The organism is Pseudomonas sp. ACM7 (assembly GCF_004136015.1).
GTDB classification, from domain to species: domain Bacteria; phylum Pseudomonadota; class Gammaproteobacteria; order Pseudomonadales; family Pseudomonadaceae; genus Aquipseudomonas; species Aquipseudomonas frigoris.
Window position 1 is genome coordinate 4,994,635 of sequence record NZ_CP024866.1, and the last position, 14,808, is coordinate 5,009,442.

General features: G+C 60.7%; 9 protein-coding genes and 1 pseudogene. 8 read left to right on the forward strand and 2 right to left on the reverse strand.

What is annotated here, in order from left to right:
- A pseudogene (locus CUN63_RS32360) lies at positions 1-225 on the forward strand (group II intron reverse transcriptase/maturase); the annotation flags it as partial.
- A 270-nt stretch (positions 226-495) separates the two neighbouring features.
- Here CUN63_RS32360 and CUN63_RS23750 read toward each other — a convergent pair.
- Positions 496-3,774, reverse strand: a complete 3,279-nt coding sequence (locus tag CUN63_RS23750) for an EAL domain-containing protein (RefSeq protein ID WP_129443005.1) — start codon at positions 3,772-3,774, stop codon at positions 496-498.
- Between the two features lie 65 nt (positions 3,775-3,839).
- Positions 3,840-4,730, reverse strand: a complete 891-nt coding sequence (locus CUN63_RS23755) for a LysR family transcriptional regulator (RefSeq protein ID WP_111450539.1) — start codon at positions 4,728-4,730, stop codon at positions 3,840-3,842.
- Between the two features lie 306 nt (positions 4,731-5,036).
- Here CUN63_RS23755 and leuC point away from each other — a divergent pair, with 306 nt between their 5' ends.
- From leuC to CUN63_RS23790, 7 genes are all read left to right on the forward strand, one after another.
- Positions 5,037-6,455: a 3-isopropylmalate dehydratase large subunit gene (gene leuC, locus CUN63_RS23760; protein ID WP_129443006.1), complete on the forward strand. Its 1,419-nt coding sequence runs from the start codon at positions 5,037-5,039 to the stop codon at positions 6,453-6,455.
- 10 nt (positions 6,456-6,465) lie between these two features.
- Positions 6,466-7,110, forward strand: a complete 645-nt coding sequence (leuD, locus tag CUN63_RS23765) for a 3-isopropylmalate dehydratase small subunit (RefSeq protein ID WP_129443008.1) — start codon at positions 6,466-6,468, stop codon at positions 7,108-7,110.
- 155 nt (positions 7,111-7,265) lie between these two features.
- Positions 7,266-8,033: a class I SAM-dependent methyltransferase gene (locus tag CUN63_RS23770; protein WP_129443010.1), complete on the forward strand. Its 768-nt coding sequence runs from the start codon at positions 7,266-7,268 to the stop codon at positions 8,031-8,033.
- Between the two features lie 51 nt (positions 8,034-8,084).
- Positions 8,085-9,167 (forward strand): 3-isopropylmalate dehydrogenase, encoded by a 1,083-nt coding sequence (gene leuB, locus CUN63_RS23775; protein ID WP_129443012.1) that lies wholly within the window; start codon positions 8,085-8,087, stop codon positions 9,165-9,167.
- A 68-nt stretch (positions 9,168-9,235) separates the two neighbouring features.
- A complete protein-coding gene (gene asd, locus CUN63_RS23780) occupies positions 9,236-10,348 on the forward strand; it encodes an aspartate-semialdehyde dehydrogenase (protein WP_129443014.1) in 1,113 nt (370 codons plus the stop codon).
- Positions 10,349-10,572: 224 nt separating this feature from the next.
- Positions 10,573-11,583 carry an aspartate-semialdehyde dehydrogenase gene (locus tag CUN63_RS23785; RefSeq protein WP_129443016.1) on the forward strand — a complete coding sequence of 337 codons (1,011 nt, stop codon included), beginning with the start codon at positions 10,573-10,575 and terminating at the stop codon, positions 11,581-11,583.
- Positions 11,584-11,790: 207 nt separating this feature from the next.
- On the forward strand, positions 11,791-14,646 hold the full coding sequence (locus CUN63_RS23790) for a FimV/HubP family polar landmark protein (protein ID WP_129443018.1): 2,856 nt from the start codon (positions 11,791-11,793) through the stop codon (positions 14,644-14,646).
- Positions 14,647-14,808 lie beyond the last annotated feature (162 nt).

Here is a 14,808-nt window from a genome sequence, read left to right on the forward strand (position 1 = left end):
TGCGTCGTCTGGCGACAATGGAAGCGGCCCTCAACGAGGGCACGTAACTTGATGCGCCTGGGGCTTAGCGAAGCTCGCGCCTGCAAATCAGCCTTCAATGGCCGAGGCCCATGGTGGAGCTCAGGCGCATCTCATATGAATCAGGCGCTGCCGAAGAAACTATGGGGTCAGCTTGGGTTAGTTTCGGTACTGGATACGATAAACCGGCTTAGCCGCATAGCTTGAACCGCCGTATACGGATCCGTACGTACGGTGGTGTGAGAGGACGGCGGCTGTAAAGCCGCCTCCTACTCGATCCGTCATCCAGATGATTTCAAGCATTGCGCATGCTGTGTAGCAGCTGCCGAGCCTGCGTTCGGCTGCGAAGCAGTCGTGAAATCAGGCGATGCGGTGTTTCAGGGAGACCGCACATACAGTTTTACGACTGCTCCGCAGCCGAACAGGGATAAATCCCCTCGCCACAAGGCAGCTGCAAAAATTGCAGGTGCGCCGCGCTCACTTGAGCAACTTCTGAAAATCCTCCACCGGCAGCGGCGGGCTGTGCAAATACCCCTGATAGAAATGACAGCCCAGCCCCTGCAAAAATTCCAGCTGCTCCGGTGTCTCTACCCCTTCGGCAATCACTTTCAATTCCAGGCTGCGGGCCATGGCAACGATGGCGCGGATGATCTCGGCGTCGTTGGGGTCGGTGGTGGCGTCGCGAATGAACGATTGGTCGATTTTCAGGGTGTCGACCGGCAGACGCTTGAGGTAGGTCAGCGAGGAATAACCGGTGCCGAAATCGTCCATGGCGAAACTCACGCCGAGTTTTTTCAGGCTACGCATTTTGTTGATGGTGTCTTCCAGGTTCTGGATCACGATGCCTTCGGTGATTTCCAGTTTCAGCAGTGAGCAGGGCAGACCGTGGCTGACGAGGCTGTGTTCGATGCGTTCGACGAAGTCGTTTTGGCGAAATTGCCGTGGGCTGATGTTGACGCACAGGCTGAAGTCCAGCGGATCGACCAGGCCTTTGGCGATCAGCTGTTTGAAGGCGCTGCAGGCCTCGTCGACAATCCAGGTGCCAACTTCCAGAATCAGTCCGCTGTCCTCCAGCACCTTGATGAACTCGGTGGGCGATTGCGCGCCGAGTTCCGGGTGATTCCAGCGCACCAGCGCTTCGGCACCGACGATACGGTCGTTCCGGGCGTCCACCTGAGGCTGGTAGTGCACGCGGAACTCACCCCGGGAAAGGGCCAGGCGCAGGTCGGTTTCCATGCGCAGGCGTTCGCTCGCCGCCTTCTGCATGGTGTTGTGGTACATCTGCGCGGTGTTGCGGCCCGAATCCTTGGCCCGGTAGAGGGCGATGTCGGCGCGTTTGAGCAGGTCGGTCGGGGTCGAGCCGTGATCGGGAATCAGCGCGATGCCGATGCTCGGGGTCACTTGCAGGCGTTGCCCGTCGAGGAACATCGGCTCCGACAGCAGTTCACGCAAGGTGTCCGCCAGTTGCAGGACTTGCTCGCTGACCTCGTTGCGCGAGCCTTCGAGCCCGCTGAGCAGTACCACGAATTCGTCACCGCCCAAACGCGCGACGGTGTCTTCCATGCGCACGCTGGCTTCGAGGCGCGCGGTGATGATTTTCAGCACGGTATCGCCCACCGGATGACCGAGCGAATCATTGATGTGCTTGAAGTGATCAAGATCGAGAAACATCAGGGCGCCGCGCAGGTTGTGGCGCTTGAGCAGGGCAATCTGCTGACTCAGGCGATCCATCAGCAGGGCGCGGTTGGGCAGGTTGGTCAGCGGGTCGTGGTAGGCCAGGTGGCGAATCTGCGCTTCAGCGTTTTTCAGCAGGCTGACGTCCCGCGCGGTCAGCAGCAGGCAGGCGGTTTCGTTGAGGGTAATCGGCTCTACCGAGACTTCGACGGTCAGCAACTCGCCGCGTTTATTGCGCCCGAGCATTTCCTGGTGATGCACCCGGCCCTTGATCTGGAGTTCGGCGAGCAGCGCCGAACGTTGTTTTTCCTCGGCCCAGATGCCGACCTGATACACCGTGCGACCGACCACTTCATCGGCGCGGTAGCCGGTCAGGCGGCAAAAGCCATCGTTAACCTCCAGATAACGCCCGGTGTCGCGCTCGGTGATGGTGATGGCGTCGGGGCTGGAGTGGAAGGCCTTGGCGAACTTCTCTTCGCTGGCCTTGAGAGCGGCTTCCGAACGTTGCTGCTGAGTGATATCGCGCAGGGAGGTGACGATGCACGGCTGGTCACCGACGCTGATCTGGCGGCTGGAAATCACGCAGGTCAGGGCTTGCCCGTCTTTGTGCTGAACGAGGATCGCCACGTTGTTCAGACCCTGTTCGCGGATGACCTGCTCGATCCGTCGCAGGCTTTGCGCCGAAGTGTCCCATAGACCGATTTCGTCGGCGGCGCGGCCAATCACGTCGGCGGCGCTCCAGCCGAAGGTCTGGGTGAAGCTGGAGTTGATCTCGATGAATTGGCCGGTGTCCTGACGGGTCACGCAAATCGGGTCCGGGCTGACCTGGAACAGGGTGGCGAACTTCTCTTCAGACGCCACCAGCAGCTGCTCCCGCTCGACCTGATCGGTGATGTCAAGCAGCGTGCCGGCCATGCGTAGCGGGACACCGTTTTCATCGCGATAGAGTCGGGCGCGGCTTTCCAGGTAGCGCGAGCTGCCGTCCGGCAGTTGCACGCGGTAGGTCAGTTGATAATTGCCGGCAGGGCCTTCTCGCAGGCTGCGATAGGCGTCGCGCATGGTGCCGCGCTCTTCTCCGGGCACGCCTTCGAAAAACTCGTCGAAGGATTCATGGAAAGGTATGGGGTCCAGGCCGTGCAGCTGGGCGGCGCGAGCCGAGCCGTACAGCATGCCACTGGGAATGTGCCAGTCCCACGTGCCGAGTTGCGCTGAATCCAGTGCCAGGTCGAGGCGCTCCTGGCTGTCTTTCAGGGCATGTTCGGCGGCTTTGCGTTCGGTGGTGTCAAGGAACGTACTCAGCAGATAAGGCTGGCCTTCGAGCTCGACCTTTTGCGCGCTGAGGATGCCGTCGTGGATCTGGCCGTTGCTGGCGCGAAACTGCACCTCCATGCTGATCAGTTCGCCCTTGGCCTTGGTGGCTTTGACGAGTTGCGCCCGTTGCTCTGGATGCACCCAGAGGCCCAGTTCCAGGGTGGTGCGACCAATAGCGTTCTGCACTGGCCAGCCAAACAGGCTTTCGAAATACTGGTTGGCTTCGCTAATCAGGCCGTCTTCCTGGCGAGTCAGCAGCACCATGTTCGGACACAGGTGGAACAGTGTGGCGAAGCGTTTTTCCGAGCTGCTCAACGCCTGTTCGCGCTGGCGCTGGTGGGTGATTTCACGGATGACGCCAATCATGCGTGGTCGACCGTGTTTGTCCGGCAGCAGACTGCCGTTGATCTCCAGCCAGTGCAGGCTGCCGTCGGGCCAGCGGATGCGGTGATGCATCGCCTGTTCGAGCGGGGCGCCGGCGATCACCGCGTCGAAGGCGCGAATGGTTTTCGCCCGATCCTCTGGCGGCAGCAAGTCGAGGTATTCCAGATCCGCCGGCAGCGGTTGCCGGGGATCGAAGCCGAACAATGCCTGAGTGCCCCGCGACCAACTGATCTGCCCGCGCTCGATGTCCCAATACCAGGCGCCCAAACGTGCACCGTTGAGGGCGGCCAGCAATTGTGGGGCGCTTTCCCAGCTCTGCTCGGACCGTTTTGGGTCAAGCGCCTGTATACGCGGCATCGGCGGAATACGGTCAACAGATTTCGGCATTGGCAAGCCTTGGCTGAGTGAGGTGTCAGGTTCAGTGACTCGAGGCTCTATAGAAGTAGCACAGCTTAGCCGAGAGTCCCTGGCAGATCGATTTGCGCATCCAGCAAGGCCATGAAGGCCCGTGCCGCATTCGACAGCGTCCGCTCTGTGTGCAGGATATAGCCTAGCTGGCGAGTCAGTTGTATGCCCGGTAAAGGTATTCGCGCAACCTGATCATCAAGCATGGTGCGTGGCAACACGCTCCAGGCCAGGCCGATCGAGACCATCATCTTGATGGTTTCCAGATAATTCGTACTCATGGCGATGTTCGGCGTCAGGCCTTGAGCTTCGAACAGGCGCCGGACGATATGGTGAGTAAACGTGTTGCCGCCGGGGAATACCGCCGGGTGCAGGGCAATGTCCGCCAGGCTGACCGGGCCGTGGCTGATCAGCGAGTGCTCCGGGGCGACCACGAAGTCCAGCGGGTCGTCCCACACCGGCGTGGCCTTGACCAGTGCGTGGGGCTCCGGCGCCAGGGTGATGACCGCGAGTTCAGCGCGGCCATGGAGGATTTCTTCATAGGCCACTTCCGAATCGAGGAACTGAATATCCAGCGCCACTTGCGGGTAACGTCGGGTGAACTCCCTTAATAAGGGGGGCAGGCGGTGCAGGCCGATGTGGTGGCTGGTGGCCAGCGTCAGGCGGCCGCTCACTTCGCCAGTCAGGTTGGTCAGGGCGCGGCGGGTGTCATCCAGCACATTCAGAATCTGATAGGCCCGCGGCAGCAAGGCGCGTCCGGCCTCGGTCAGGCTGACTTCACGGCCCAGGCGATCGAACAGGCGCACCTTCAATTGCTGTTCCAGCCCGGCAATACGCTTGCTGATGGCCGGTTGCGTCAGGTGCAGCCGTTCACCAGCGCCGGAGAAGCTACCGGTCTCGGCAATCGCGATAAAAGCATTGAGGTTGGCGAGGTCCATTGCGGTATTCCAGTTGGTTATCCAAAGCATAAAAAATATGAATTTGAGTTATTTAATGTAACCCCCTAGGATCGACCTCACAAGCCAAGGGGTTATTGAATCTCTCAAGACCCAGAGGTCTGTGTGGCGAGTTTGTTAGTTCAAATTCGGATGCCAGAAGTCCATAGCCAAGGCGCTGCGATGAGTCATAGCGCGCTATGGCGAGGAGCAGCAACGCAGGATATGGGCTACTGGCGCCGAAGTTGACTAACAAAACTCGCTACACAGACCTCTCCGGCATAGAAACACGCTGATGAGGACCGTCTGATGGCCGGCAAAACGCTTTACGACAAGCTTTGGGATTCCCATGAAGTGAAACGGCGCGACGATGGGTCGTCGCTGATCTATATCGACCGCCACATCATCCATGAGGTGACTTCGCCCCAAGCTTTCGAAGGCCTGCGTCTGGCCGGGCGCAAGCCTTGGCGCGTCGACTCGATCATCGCCACCCCGGACCACAACGTACCGACCACGCCGGATCGCAAGGGCGGCATCGAAGCGATTACCGACCAGGTCTCGCGCTTGCAGGTTCAGACCCTCGATGACTACTGCGACGAATACGGCATCACTGAATTCAAAATGAATGACGTGCGTCAGGGCATCGTTCACGTGATCGGTCCGGAGCAGGGTGCCACCTTGCCGGGGATGACCGTGGTCTGCGGCGACTCGCACACCTCGACCCACGGCGCGTTTGGCGCATTGGCCCACGGCATCGGGACTTCCGAGGTCGAGCACGTGTTCGCCACGCAGTGCCTGGTCGCCAAGAAAATGAAAAACATGCTGGTGTCGGTCGAGGGCAAGTTGCCGTTCGGGGTGACCGCCAAGGACATCGTGCTCGCGGTGATCGGCAAGATCGGCACCGCCGGCGGTAACGGCCACGCCATCGAGTTCGCCGGCAGCGCCATTCGCGACTTGTCCGTTGAAGGCCGCATGACCATCTGCAACATGTCCATTGAAGCTGGCGCTCGCGTTGGCCTGGTGGCTGCCGACGAAAAAACGGTGGCTTACGTCAAGGGCCGTCCATTTGCCCCGAAAGGCGCGGAATGGGACATGGCGGTCGAAGCCTGGAAAGACCTGGTGTCCGACACCGATGCGGTGTTCGACACCGTCGTCGAGCTCGACGCTACTCAGATCAAGCCGCAAGTCAGCTGGGGCACTTCGCCCGAGATGGTCCTGGCGGTTGATCAAAACGTGCCGGACCCGGCGAAGGAAATGGACCTGGTCAAACGCGGTTCCATCGAGCGCGCCTTGAAATACATGGGTTTGAGCGCCAATCAGGCGATCACCGACATTCAACTGGACCGCGTCTTCATTGGTTCCTGCACCAACTCGCGGATCGAAGACTTGCGCGCTGCGGCGGTGATCGCCAAGGGCCGTAAAGTCGCTTCGACCATCAAGCAAGCCATCGTGGTGCCGGGCTCGGGCCTGGTGAAGGCGCAAGCCGAGGCCGAAGGCCTGGACAAGATTTTCCTCGAAGCCGGTTTCGAGTGGCGTGAACCGGGTTGCTCGATGTGCCTGGCGATGAACCCGGACCGTTTGGAGTCGGGCGAGCATTGCGCCTCGACCTCCAACCGCAACTTCGAAGGGCGTCAGGGCGCCGGTGGCCGTACGCACCTGGTCAGCCCGGCCATGGCCGCAGCGGCTGCCGTCCACGGTCGTTTCATCGACGTTCGCGAACTGATCTGAGGAACCGCACATGAGAGCTTTTACCCAACACACCGGTTTGGTCGCGCCATTGGACCGTGCCAATGTCGACACCGACCAGATCATTCCGAAGCAGTTCTTGAAGTCGATCAAGCGCACCGGTTTTGGTCCGAACCTGTTCGACGAATGGCGCTACCTGGACGTGGGCTATGCCTACCAGGACAACTCCAAGCGTCCGCTGAACAAGGATTTCGTGCTCAACGCCGAGCGTTATCAAGGCGCCAGCGTGCTGCTGGCCCGCGAGAACTTCGGTTGCGGCTCCAGCCGTGAACATGCGCCGTGGGCGCTGGAAGAGTACGGTTTTCGCAGCATCATCGCGCCGAGCTACGCCGACATCTTCTACAACAACAGCTTCAAGAACGGCTTGCTGCCGATCATCTTGAGCGACGCTGAAGTGGATGAGTTGTTCCAGCAAGTCGAGGCGAATCCTGGCTACGAGTTGAAGATCGACCTGCAAGCCCAGACCGTGACCCGGCCTGACGGCAAGGTCTACAGCTTTGAGCTTGACGAGTTCCGCAAGCATTGCCTGGTCAACGGCCTGGACGACATCGGCCTGACCTTGCAGGACCACGAAGCGATTGCGGCGTTTGAAGCCAAACACCGTGCGAGCCAGCCGTGGTTGTTTCGCGACGTTTGATTGATCCGGAATTGATGTAAGCAGTACCGGCCTCTTCGCGAGCAAGCCCGCTCCCACATTGGATTTGCGTTGTTCACAGACCCTGTGGGAGCGGGCTTGCTCGCGAAGACGGCAGCCCAGGCACCACAAGGCTCAACCCCAAAAAGGAAGTCCATATGACCAGCACTGCCCAGCACAGCCAAGTCGTACAAAAGCAATTCGGTGAACAGGCCTCGGCCTATCTGAGCAGCGCCGTACACGCTCAGGGCACCGAATTCGCGCTGCTACAGGCCGAACTGGCAGGGCAGGGCGATGCCCGTGTGCTGGACCTGGGCTGCGGCGCCGGTCACGTGAGTTTTCACGTAGCCTCGCTGGTCAAGGAAGTGGTGGCCTACGATTTGTCGCAGCAGATGCTCGACGTGGTGGCCGGTGCCGCCGTCGATCGCGGTCTGACCAACGTGTCCACCGTGCTGGGCGCCGCCGAGCGCCTGCCGTTCGCCGATGGCGAATTCGATTTCGTCTTCAGCCGTTATTCGGCGCACCATTGGAGCGATCTCGGCTTGGCCCTGCGAGAGGTTCGCCGGGTGCTGAAACCGGGCGGCGTAGCGGCGTTCATCGACGTGTTGTCACCGGGCAGTCCGTTGTTCGACACTTACCTGCAAAGCGTCGAAGTGCTGCGCGACACCAGCCATGTGCGCGATTATTCCGCCGGCGAGTGGTTGCGTCAGGTCAGCGAAGCGGGGTTGCATACCCGTAGCACCACCCGTCAACGGCTGCGTCTGGAGTACACCTCGTGGGTCGAGCGCATGCGCACACCAGAGGTGATGCGCGCGGCAATCCTCGAGTTGCAGAAGTCGATGGGTAACGAAGTACGCGAATATTTTGAGATTGAGGCCGATGGTTCATTCAGTACCGATGTGCTGGTGCTGATGGCAGAGCGATAGAATTTTTCCGGGCGCGCCCACGGGCGCGCCGACTGATGACATGAGGAAAGCATGAGCAAGCAGATTCTGATTCTCCCAGGTGACGGTATTGGCCCGGAAATCATGGCCGAAGCGGTCAAGGTGCTGGAGCTGGCGAACGACAAGTACAGCCTGGACTTCGAACTGAGCCACGACGTCATCGGCGGCGCCGCCATCGACAAGCATGGCGTGCCATTGGCCGACGAAACCCTGGCCCGTGCGCGCGCAGCCGACGCTGTATTGCTGGGCGCCGTGGGCGGCCCGAAATGGGACACCATCGAGCGTGACATCCGCCCTGAGCGCGGCCTGCTGAAAATTCGTGCGCAACTGGGCCTGTTCGGCAACCTGCGTCCGGCGATCCTGTACCCGCAATTGGCCGAGGCTTCGAGCCTGAAGCCTGAAATCGTGGCTGGCCTGGATATCCTGATCGTCCGTGAACTGACCGGCGGCATCTACTTCGGCGCGCCACGCGGTACCCGCACCCTGGAAAACGGCGAGCGTCAGGCTTACGACACGCTGCCGTACAGCGAAAGCGAAATCCGCCGTATCGCCCGCGTCGGTTTTGACATGGCCATGGTGCGCGGCAAGAAGCTGTGCTCGGTGGACAAGGCCAACGTGCTGGCCTCCAGCCAACTGTGGCGTGAAATCGTCGAGCAAGTGGCCAAGGATTACCCTGAAGTCGAACTGAGCCACATGTACGTCGACAACGCCGCCATGCAACTGGTGCGTGCACCGAAGCAATTCGACGTGATCGTCACTGACAACCTGTTCGGCGACATTCTTTCCGACCAGGCGTCGATGCTTACCGGTTCCATCGGCATGCTGCCGTCGGCGTCGCTGGATACCAACAACAAAGGCATGTACGAGCCGTGCCATGGTTCGGCGCCGGACATCGCTGGCAAAGGCATTGCCAACCCGTTGGCGACCATTTTGTCGGTGTCGATGATGCTGCGTTACAGCTTCAATCTGCAGGATGCGGCCGATGCGATCGAGAAGGCCGTCAGTCTGGTATTGGACCAAGGCCTGCGTACTGGCGACATCTGGTCGGCCGGTTGCACTAAAGTCGGTACGCAGGAAATGGGCGACGCAGTAGTCGCCGCGCTGCGGAATCTGTAATCTCTCGGGCCCGCTGCAACTTTCACTTTGAAAGCAGCGGCCCACTTTTTAAAGAAGGTGTAGTTGCGATGAAACGTGTAGGTCTGATCGGTTGGCGCGGTATGGTCGGTTCCGTGCTCATGCAGCGGATGCTGGAAGAGCAGGATTTCGATCTTATTGAGCCGGTGTTTTTCACCACTTCCAATGTCGGTGGCCAAGGCCCGTCCGTGGGCAAGGACATTGCTCCGCTCAAGGACGCTTACAGCATTGATGAGCTGAAAACCCTCGACGTGATTCTGACCTGCCAGGGTGGCGACTACACCAGCGAAGTCTTCCCGAAGCTGCGCGAAGCCGGCTGGCAGGGTTACTGGATCGACGCCGCTTCCAGCCTGCGCATGCAGGATGACGCGGTGATCGTGCTGGACCCGGTGAACCGCAAGGTCATCGACCAGCAGCTCGACGCGGGCACCAAGAACTACATCGGCGGCAACTGCACCGTCAGCCTGATGCTGATGGGCCTGGGTGGTCTGTTTGACGCCGGTCTGGTGGAGTGGATGAGCGCCATGACCTATCAGGCGGCCTCCGGTGCCGGCGCGCAGAACATGCGCGAACTGATCAAGCAAATGGGCGCGACCCACGCCGCTGTCGCCGATCAACTGGCCGACCCGGCCAGCGCGATCCTCGACATCGACCGCCGTGTGGCCGAAGCCATGCGCAGCGACGCGTACCCGACCGAAAACTTCGGCGTACCGCTGGCCGGCAGCCTGATCCCGTGGATCGACAAGGAACTGCCGAACGGTCAGAGCCGCGAAGAGTGGAAGGCCCAGGCCGAGACCAACAAGATCCTCGGTCGCTTCAAGAGCCCGATCCCGGTCGATGGCATCTGCGTGCGCATCGGCGCCATGCGCTGCCACAGCCAGGCGCTGACCATCAAACTGAACAAAGATGTGCCGATCGCCGACATCGAAGGGCTGATCAGCCAGCACAACCCTTGGGTCAAACTGGTGCCGAACAGTCGCGAAGCCAGCATTCAGGAACTGAGCCCGACGAAAGTCACCGGCACCCTGAACGTACCGGTTGGCCGTCTGCGCAAGCTGAACATGGGCACGCAGTACGTTGGCGCGTTCACCGTCGGCGACCAACTGCTGTGGGGCGCGGCCGAACCGCTGCGTCGCATGCTGCGGATCCTGCTTGAGCGTTGATCGATTGAAGCAATGAACGAACCCGTGCCTTGAAAGAGGTGCGGGTTTTTTCTTTTGGTATGTTCGTCGCCTGCAAAAAGATCGCAGCCTTCGGCAGCTCCTACATCGGCCGCGTGCAAACCCGATCCTGTAGCTGCCGAAGGCTGCGATCTTTTGCTCTAAATTGCCGAACTGCCAACCACCCGGTAAAGTGCCGCTCCCCCCGTTTCGCCAGAGTTAGAACCATGAGCCAGTCCTTTGATATTGCCGTGATCGGCGCCACCGGAACTGTCGGCGAAACGCTCGTGCAGATTCTCGAAGAGCGCAACTTCCCGGTCGGCAATCTGCACCTGCTCGCCAGCAGCGAGTCGGCCGGGCATTCGGTGCCGTTTCGCGGCAAGAACGTGCGGGTGCGGGAAGTCGATGAGTTCGACTTCAGTAAAGTCCAGCTGGTGTTCTTCGCGGCCGGCCCGGCGGTAACCCTGAGTTTTGCTTCGCGTGCCACGGCGGCCGGTTGCTCGCTGATCGACCTGTCCGGTGCCTTGCCGGCTGATCAGGCGCCACAAGTCGTGCCTGAAGCCAATGCGCAGGTACTGGCCGGTTTGAAGAAACCGTTCCAGGTCAGCAGTCCAAGCCCTTCGGCCACCACACTGGCGGTCGTGCTGGCGCCGTTGCTCGGTTTGCTCGACCTGCAACGCATCAATCTGACCGCCAGTCTGGCCGTCTCCGCCCAGGGTCGCGAAGCCGTCACCGAGCTGGCACGGCAAACGGCCGAGCTGCTCAATGTGCGTCCGTTGGAGCCGACCTTCTTTGATCGGCAGATGGCCTTCAACCTGCTGGCGCAAGTGGGCAAGCCAGATGATCAGGGTCACACGCTGCTGGAAAAACGCCTGGTACGCGAGCTGCGTCAGGTCATGGCGCTGCCTTTATTAAAGATTTCCGTCACTTGCATTCAAGCCCCGGTGTTTTTTGGCGATAGCTTTAACGTGACCTTGCAGTCATCGAGCGACATCGACCTGGCAAAAGTCAACGCCGCCCTGGAAGACGCGCCCGGTATCGAGCTGGTGGAAGCCGGCGATTACCCGACGCCGGTAGGCGATGCGGTAGGGCAGGACGTGGTCTACGTTGGTCGGGTTCGCAACGGTATCGACGACCTGTCGGAACTAAATTTGTGGCTGACGTCAGATAACGTACGCAAAGGCGCAGCGCTCAATGCTGTGCAGGTGGCTGAATTGTTGATAAAAGACCTGCTGTAAAAGATACTTGGCAACAATTTGTCGAATGAATCCGGCCGGGCGCTATGCTTGGGCGGACTGCTGAAGGCGGGCTCCCTCCGGGGCTTTGCGTGGCATGAATGAAATGATCGCGTGCGACGACTCTTCGCCGCCGCGCGCAATGCCTTACGGCAGCGACTATCAACACCTTCTCGCTGGCCGAGGAATGTTCAAACAAAGGATGAGGCTATGGTTCAAGTTCGCAAACTGGTGTTAGCAATAGCGGCCGCCTCGGCGCTGTCCTCCGGTATGGCGCATGCCCTCGGGCTCGGGGAATTGACCCTGAAGTCGACGCTGAACCAGCCCCTGGTGGCGGAAATCGAGTTGCTCGACGTCAAGGACCTCACCGCTGCTGAAGTGGTGCCGAGCCTGGCTTCGCCCGCAGATTTCGCCAAAGCCGGTGTCGACCGCCAGGCGTTTCTCAATGACCTGACCTTTACCCCGGTGCTCAACGCCAGCGGCAAAAGCATCCTGCGTGTGACATCCAGCAAGCCACTCTCCGAACCCATGGTGAAATTCCTGGTTCAGGTGATGTGGCCCAACGGTCGTTTGCTGCGCGATTACAGCGTGCTGCTCGATCCGTCCAAATTCTCGCCGCAAACCGCTGATGCGGCCGCGCAGCCTGCACCGACGCAAACCGTCACCGCACCGGTGACCGGTGGCACCAAACCAACCCAATACACCACCGCGCCGCGCGATACCCTGTGGGAAATCGCTGCGAAGGCGCGCAATGGCGGCTCGGTCCAGCAAACCATGCTGGCCATCCAGGCGTTGAATCCGGATGCCTTTATCGATGGCAACATCAACCGGTTGAAAGCCGGTCAGGTGCTGCGTATGCCGGATCAGGCCCAGAGCGCCAGCCTGCCGCAACCGAATGCCGTTGCCGAAGTCTCCGCGCAGAACACCGCGTGGCGGCAGGGGCGTCGTTACGTGGCGAAGCCCGGGACCGGACAGCAGCAACTCGATGCCACCAAACGCGCTCGCGGCGAAGGCCCGTCGTCGCAAACGGCGACAGACAAACTGAGCCTGGTCTCTGCCGAGTCCGGCAAGGCCGGTGGCAAAGGCGCCGCGGGTGATGCCAAGAATTTGAGCAACAAGCTGGCCGTGACCCAGGAAAGCCTCGACACGACCCGTCGTGACAACGCCGAACTGAAAGGCCGCATGACCGATCTGCAAAGTCAGCTGGACAAGCTGCAACGTTTGATCGAACTGAAGAACAATCAACTGGCCAAGTTGCAGGCTGAAGGCGCGGCGGGTGCGCCGGCACCAGGTGCGACTGCTCCGGCAATGTCAGCCGAACTGGCGGCCAATCCTGCGGCAACAACGCCTGCGGACGCGGCTCCGACTGCACCTGAGGCTGCTGCGCCCAAGGCCACTCCGGCTCCGGTCGAGCAACCTGTCGAGCCGACGCCGGCAGCATCCGACGATCAGCAATTCAAAGAACTGCTGACCAATCCGTGGCTACTGGGTCTGGCAGGTGGCGGTGCCGTGGTGGCGCTGTTCCTGCTGCTGTTGCTGGCGCGTCGCCGCAAAGCCCAGCAAGAAGCCGAGAAGCATTTGCGCATGGCCCGTGACTTGGCCGAGGAACAGGCGTTTTCCGCTGAACTCGACCTGCCAAAAGGCATCTTCGAAGACCTGGACGTGCCGCCGCCGAGCGTGAAGCTCGCTACCGCGCCAACCCCGACGCCACCGCCTGCACCAGCCCCGGCCCCCGCGCCAGCGCCGGTAATTGCTCCGGTTGTGGTAACGCCGCCGATCGCTGCGCCATTGATATCGCCTGCTGCCGAGCGCGATGACGACGTATTGAGCAAGGCGCAGTCGCACATCACTGCCGGTCGTCTGAATCAGGCGGCTGCCTTGCTGGAAGACGGGATCAAGCAAGAGCCGCAACGCAGTGACCTGCGCCTCAAGCTGATGGAAGTCTACGGTCAGCAAGGCGACCGCGATGCATTCGTTGCCCAGGAACGCCAACTGGTTGCCAACGGTGACAACTTTGCTCAGGTCGAAAAACTCAAGAGCCGCTTCCCGGCCATGGTCATTGCGGCAGCCGGTGGTATCGCAGCCGCTGCGATCGCTGCCGAACTGGACGCGCAATACGTCAAGGATTTGCTGCTGGACGAGCCTGAAGCGCCGGCACCGGCAGTGCCCGATGACTTCGACAGTGCCTTCGATTTGAGCCTGGATGATCTGGAAGCTGCCTCTCCGGCGGTGGTTGCGCCAGAGCCAGAAGCAGAGGCAGAGCCCGATGACTTCGACAGTGCCTTCGATTTGAGCCTGGATGAACTGGAAGCTGCCTCTCCGGCGGTGGTAGCACCAGAACCAGAACCAAAACCAGAGGCAGAGTCCGATGACCTCGACAGTGCCTTCGATTTGAGCCTGGATGATCTGGAAACTGCCTCTGCGGCAGTGGTTGCACCAGAACCAGAAGCAGAGCCAGTGTCTGCGGCTGAGCTGGACGAGTTCCCGCTGGACGACGACCTGAGCTTCGAGTCGGTGTTGCAGCAGCAGACCGACATCAAGGAAAACCTCGATGACCTGTCGGACTTCGACCTGGATATGGATCTCGGTGGGGATGCCTCGCCGGCGACCCTGGCCGAAGACGACTTCCTGTTGAGTCTGGATGACGGCGTCAAGGACCTGGATTTACCTGCCGCTGAAACGCCGGCTGTTCCCGAGGTTGCGCTGGACGATCTGGAGCTGCCAGCCGATTTCGACCTGTCGCTGGCTGACGAAATGGACGCGCCAGACGCTCCGGACGCGTTTGCCGCCGAACTGGATGACGTCAACGCCGAGCTGGATCGTCTGTCCCAGAGTCTTGGCGAGCCGAGCTTCACGGCGGAAGACGCCATGGCCTCCGCGGCTGATGAGCCGGAATTCGATTTCCTTTCCGGCACTGACGAAGTCGCGACCAAACTCGATCTGGCCCAGGCCTACATCGACATGGGTGACGCCGACGGCGCCCGGGACATCCTCAATGAAGTGGTGACCGAGGGTGATGCAGGTCAGAAGAGCGAAGCCAAGGAGATGCTTTCGCGTCTGGCTTAATTGATCGGTAAGGCGTAAACAAAACGGCAGCCCATTGAGGCTGCCGTTTTTGTTTCAGCGGGGATGTGATGGGGTCTGTCGGGCCGCTATCGTCGGAACGCCGCCCGGAGCAAGCTCGCTCCCACAGGGATTGGCGTCGAACACAAATAGTTTGAGCAACGC

Bases quoted from the DNA above. Each gene is read 5' to 3' on its own strand.
- CUN63_RS23750 (WP_129443005.1), bottom strand. From the start codon at position 3,774: ATGCCGAAATCTGTTGACCGTATTCCGCCGATGCCGCGTATACAGGCG.
- CUN63_RS23755 (WP_111450539.1), bottom strand. From the start codon at position 4,730: ATGGACCTCGCCAACCTCAATGCTTTTATCGCGATTGCCGAGACCGGT.
- leuC (WP_129443006.1), top strand. From the start codon at position 5,037: ATGGCCGGCAAAACGCTTTACGACAAGCTTTGGGATTCCCATGAAGTG.
- leuD (WP_129443008.1), top strand. From the start codon at position 6,466: ATGAGAGCTTTTACCCAACACACCGGTTTGGTCGCGCCATTGGACCGT.
- CUN63_RS23770 (WP_129443010.1), top strand. From the start codon at position 7,266: ATGACCAGCACTGCCCAGCACAGCCAAGTCGTACAAAAGCAATTCGGT.
- leuB (WP_129443012.1), top strand. From the start codon at position 8,085: ATGAGCAAGCAGATTCTGATTCTCCCAGGTGACGGTATTGGCCCGGAA.
- asd (WP_129443014.1), top strand. From the start codon at position 9,236: ATGAAACGTGTAGGTCTGATCGGTTGGCGCGGTATGGTCGGTTCCGTG.
- CUN63_RS23785 (WP_129443016.1), top strand. From the start codon at position 10,573: ATGAGCCAGTCCTTTGATATTGCCGTGATCGGCGCCACCGGAACTGTC.
- CUN63_RS23790 (WP_129443018.1), top strand. From the start codon at position 11,791: ATGGTTCAAGTTCGCAAACTGGTGTTAGCAATAGCGGCCGCCTCGGCG.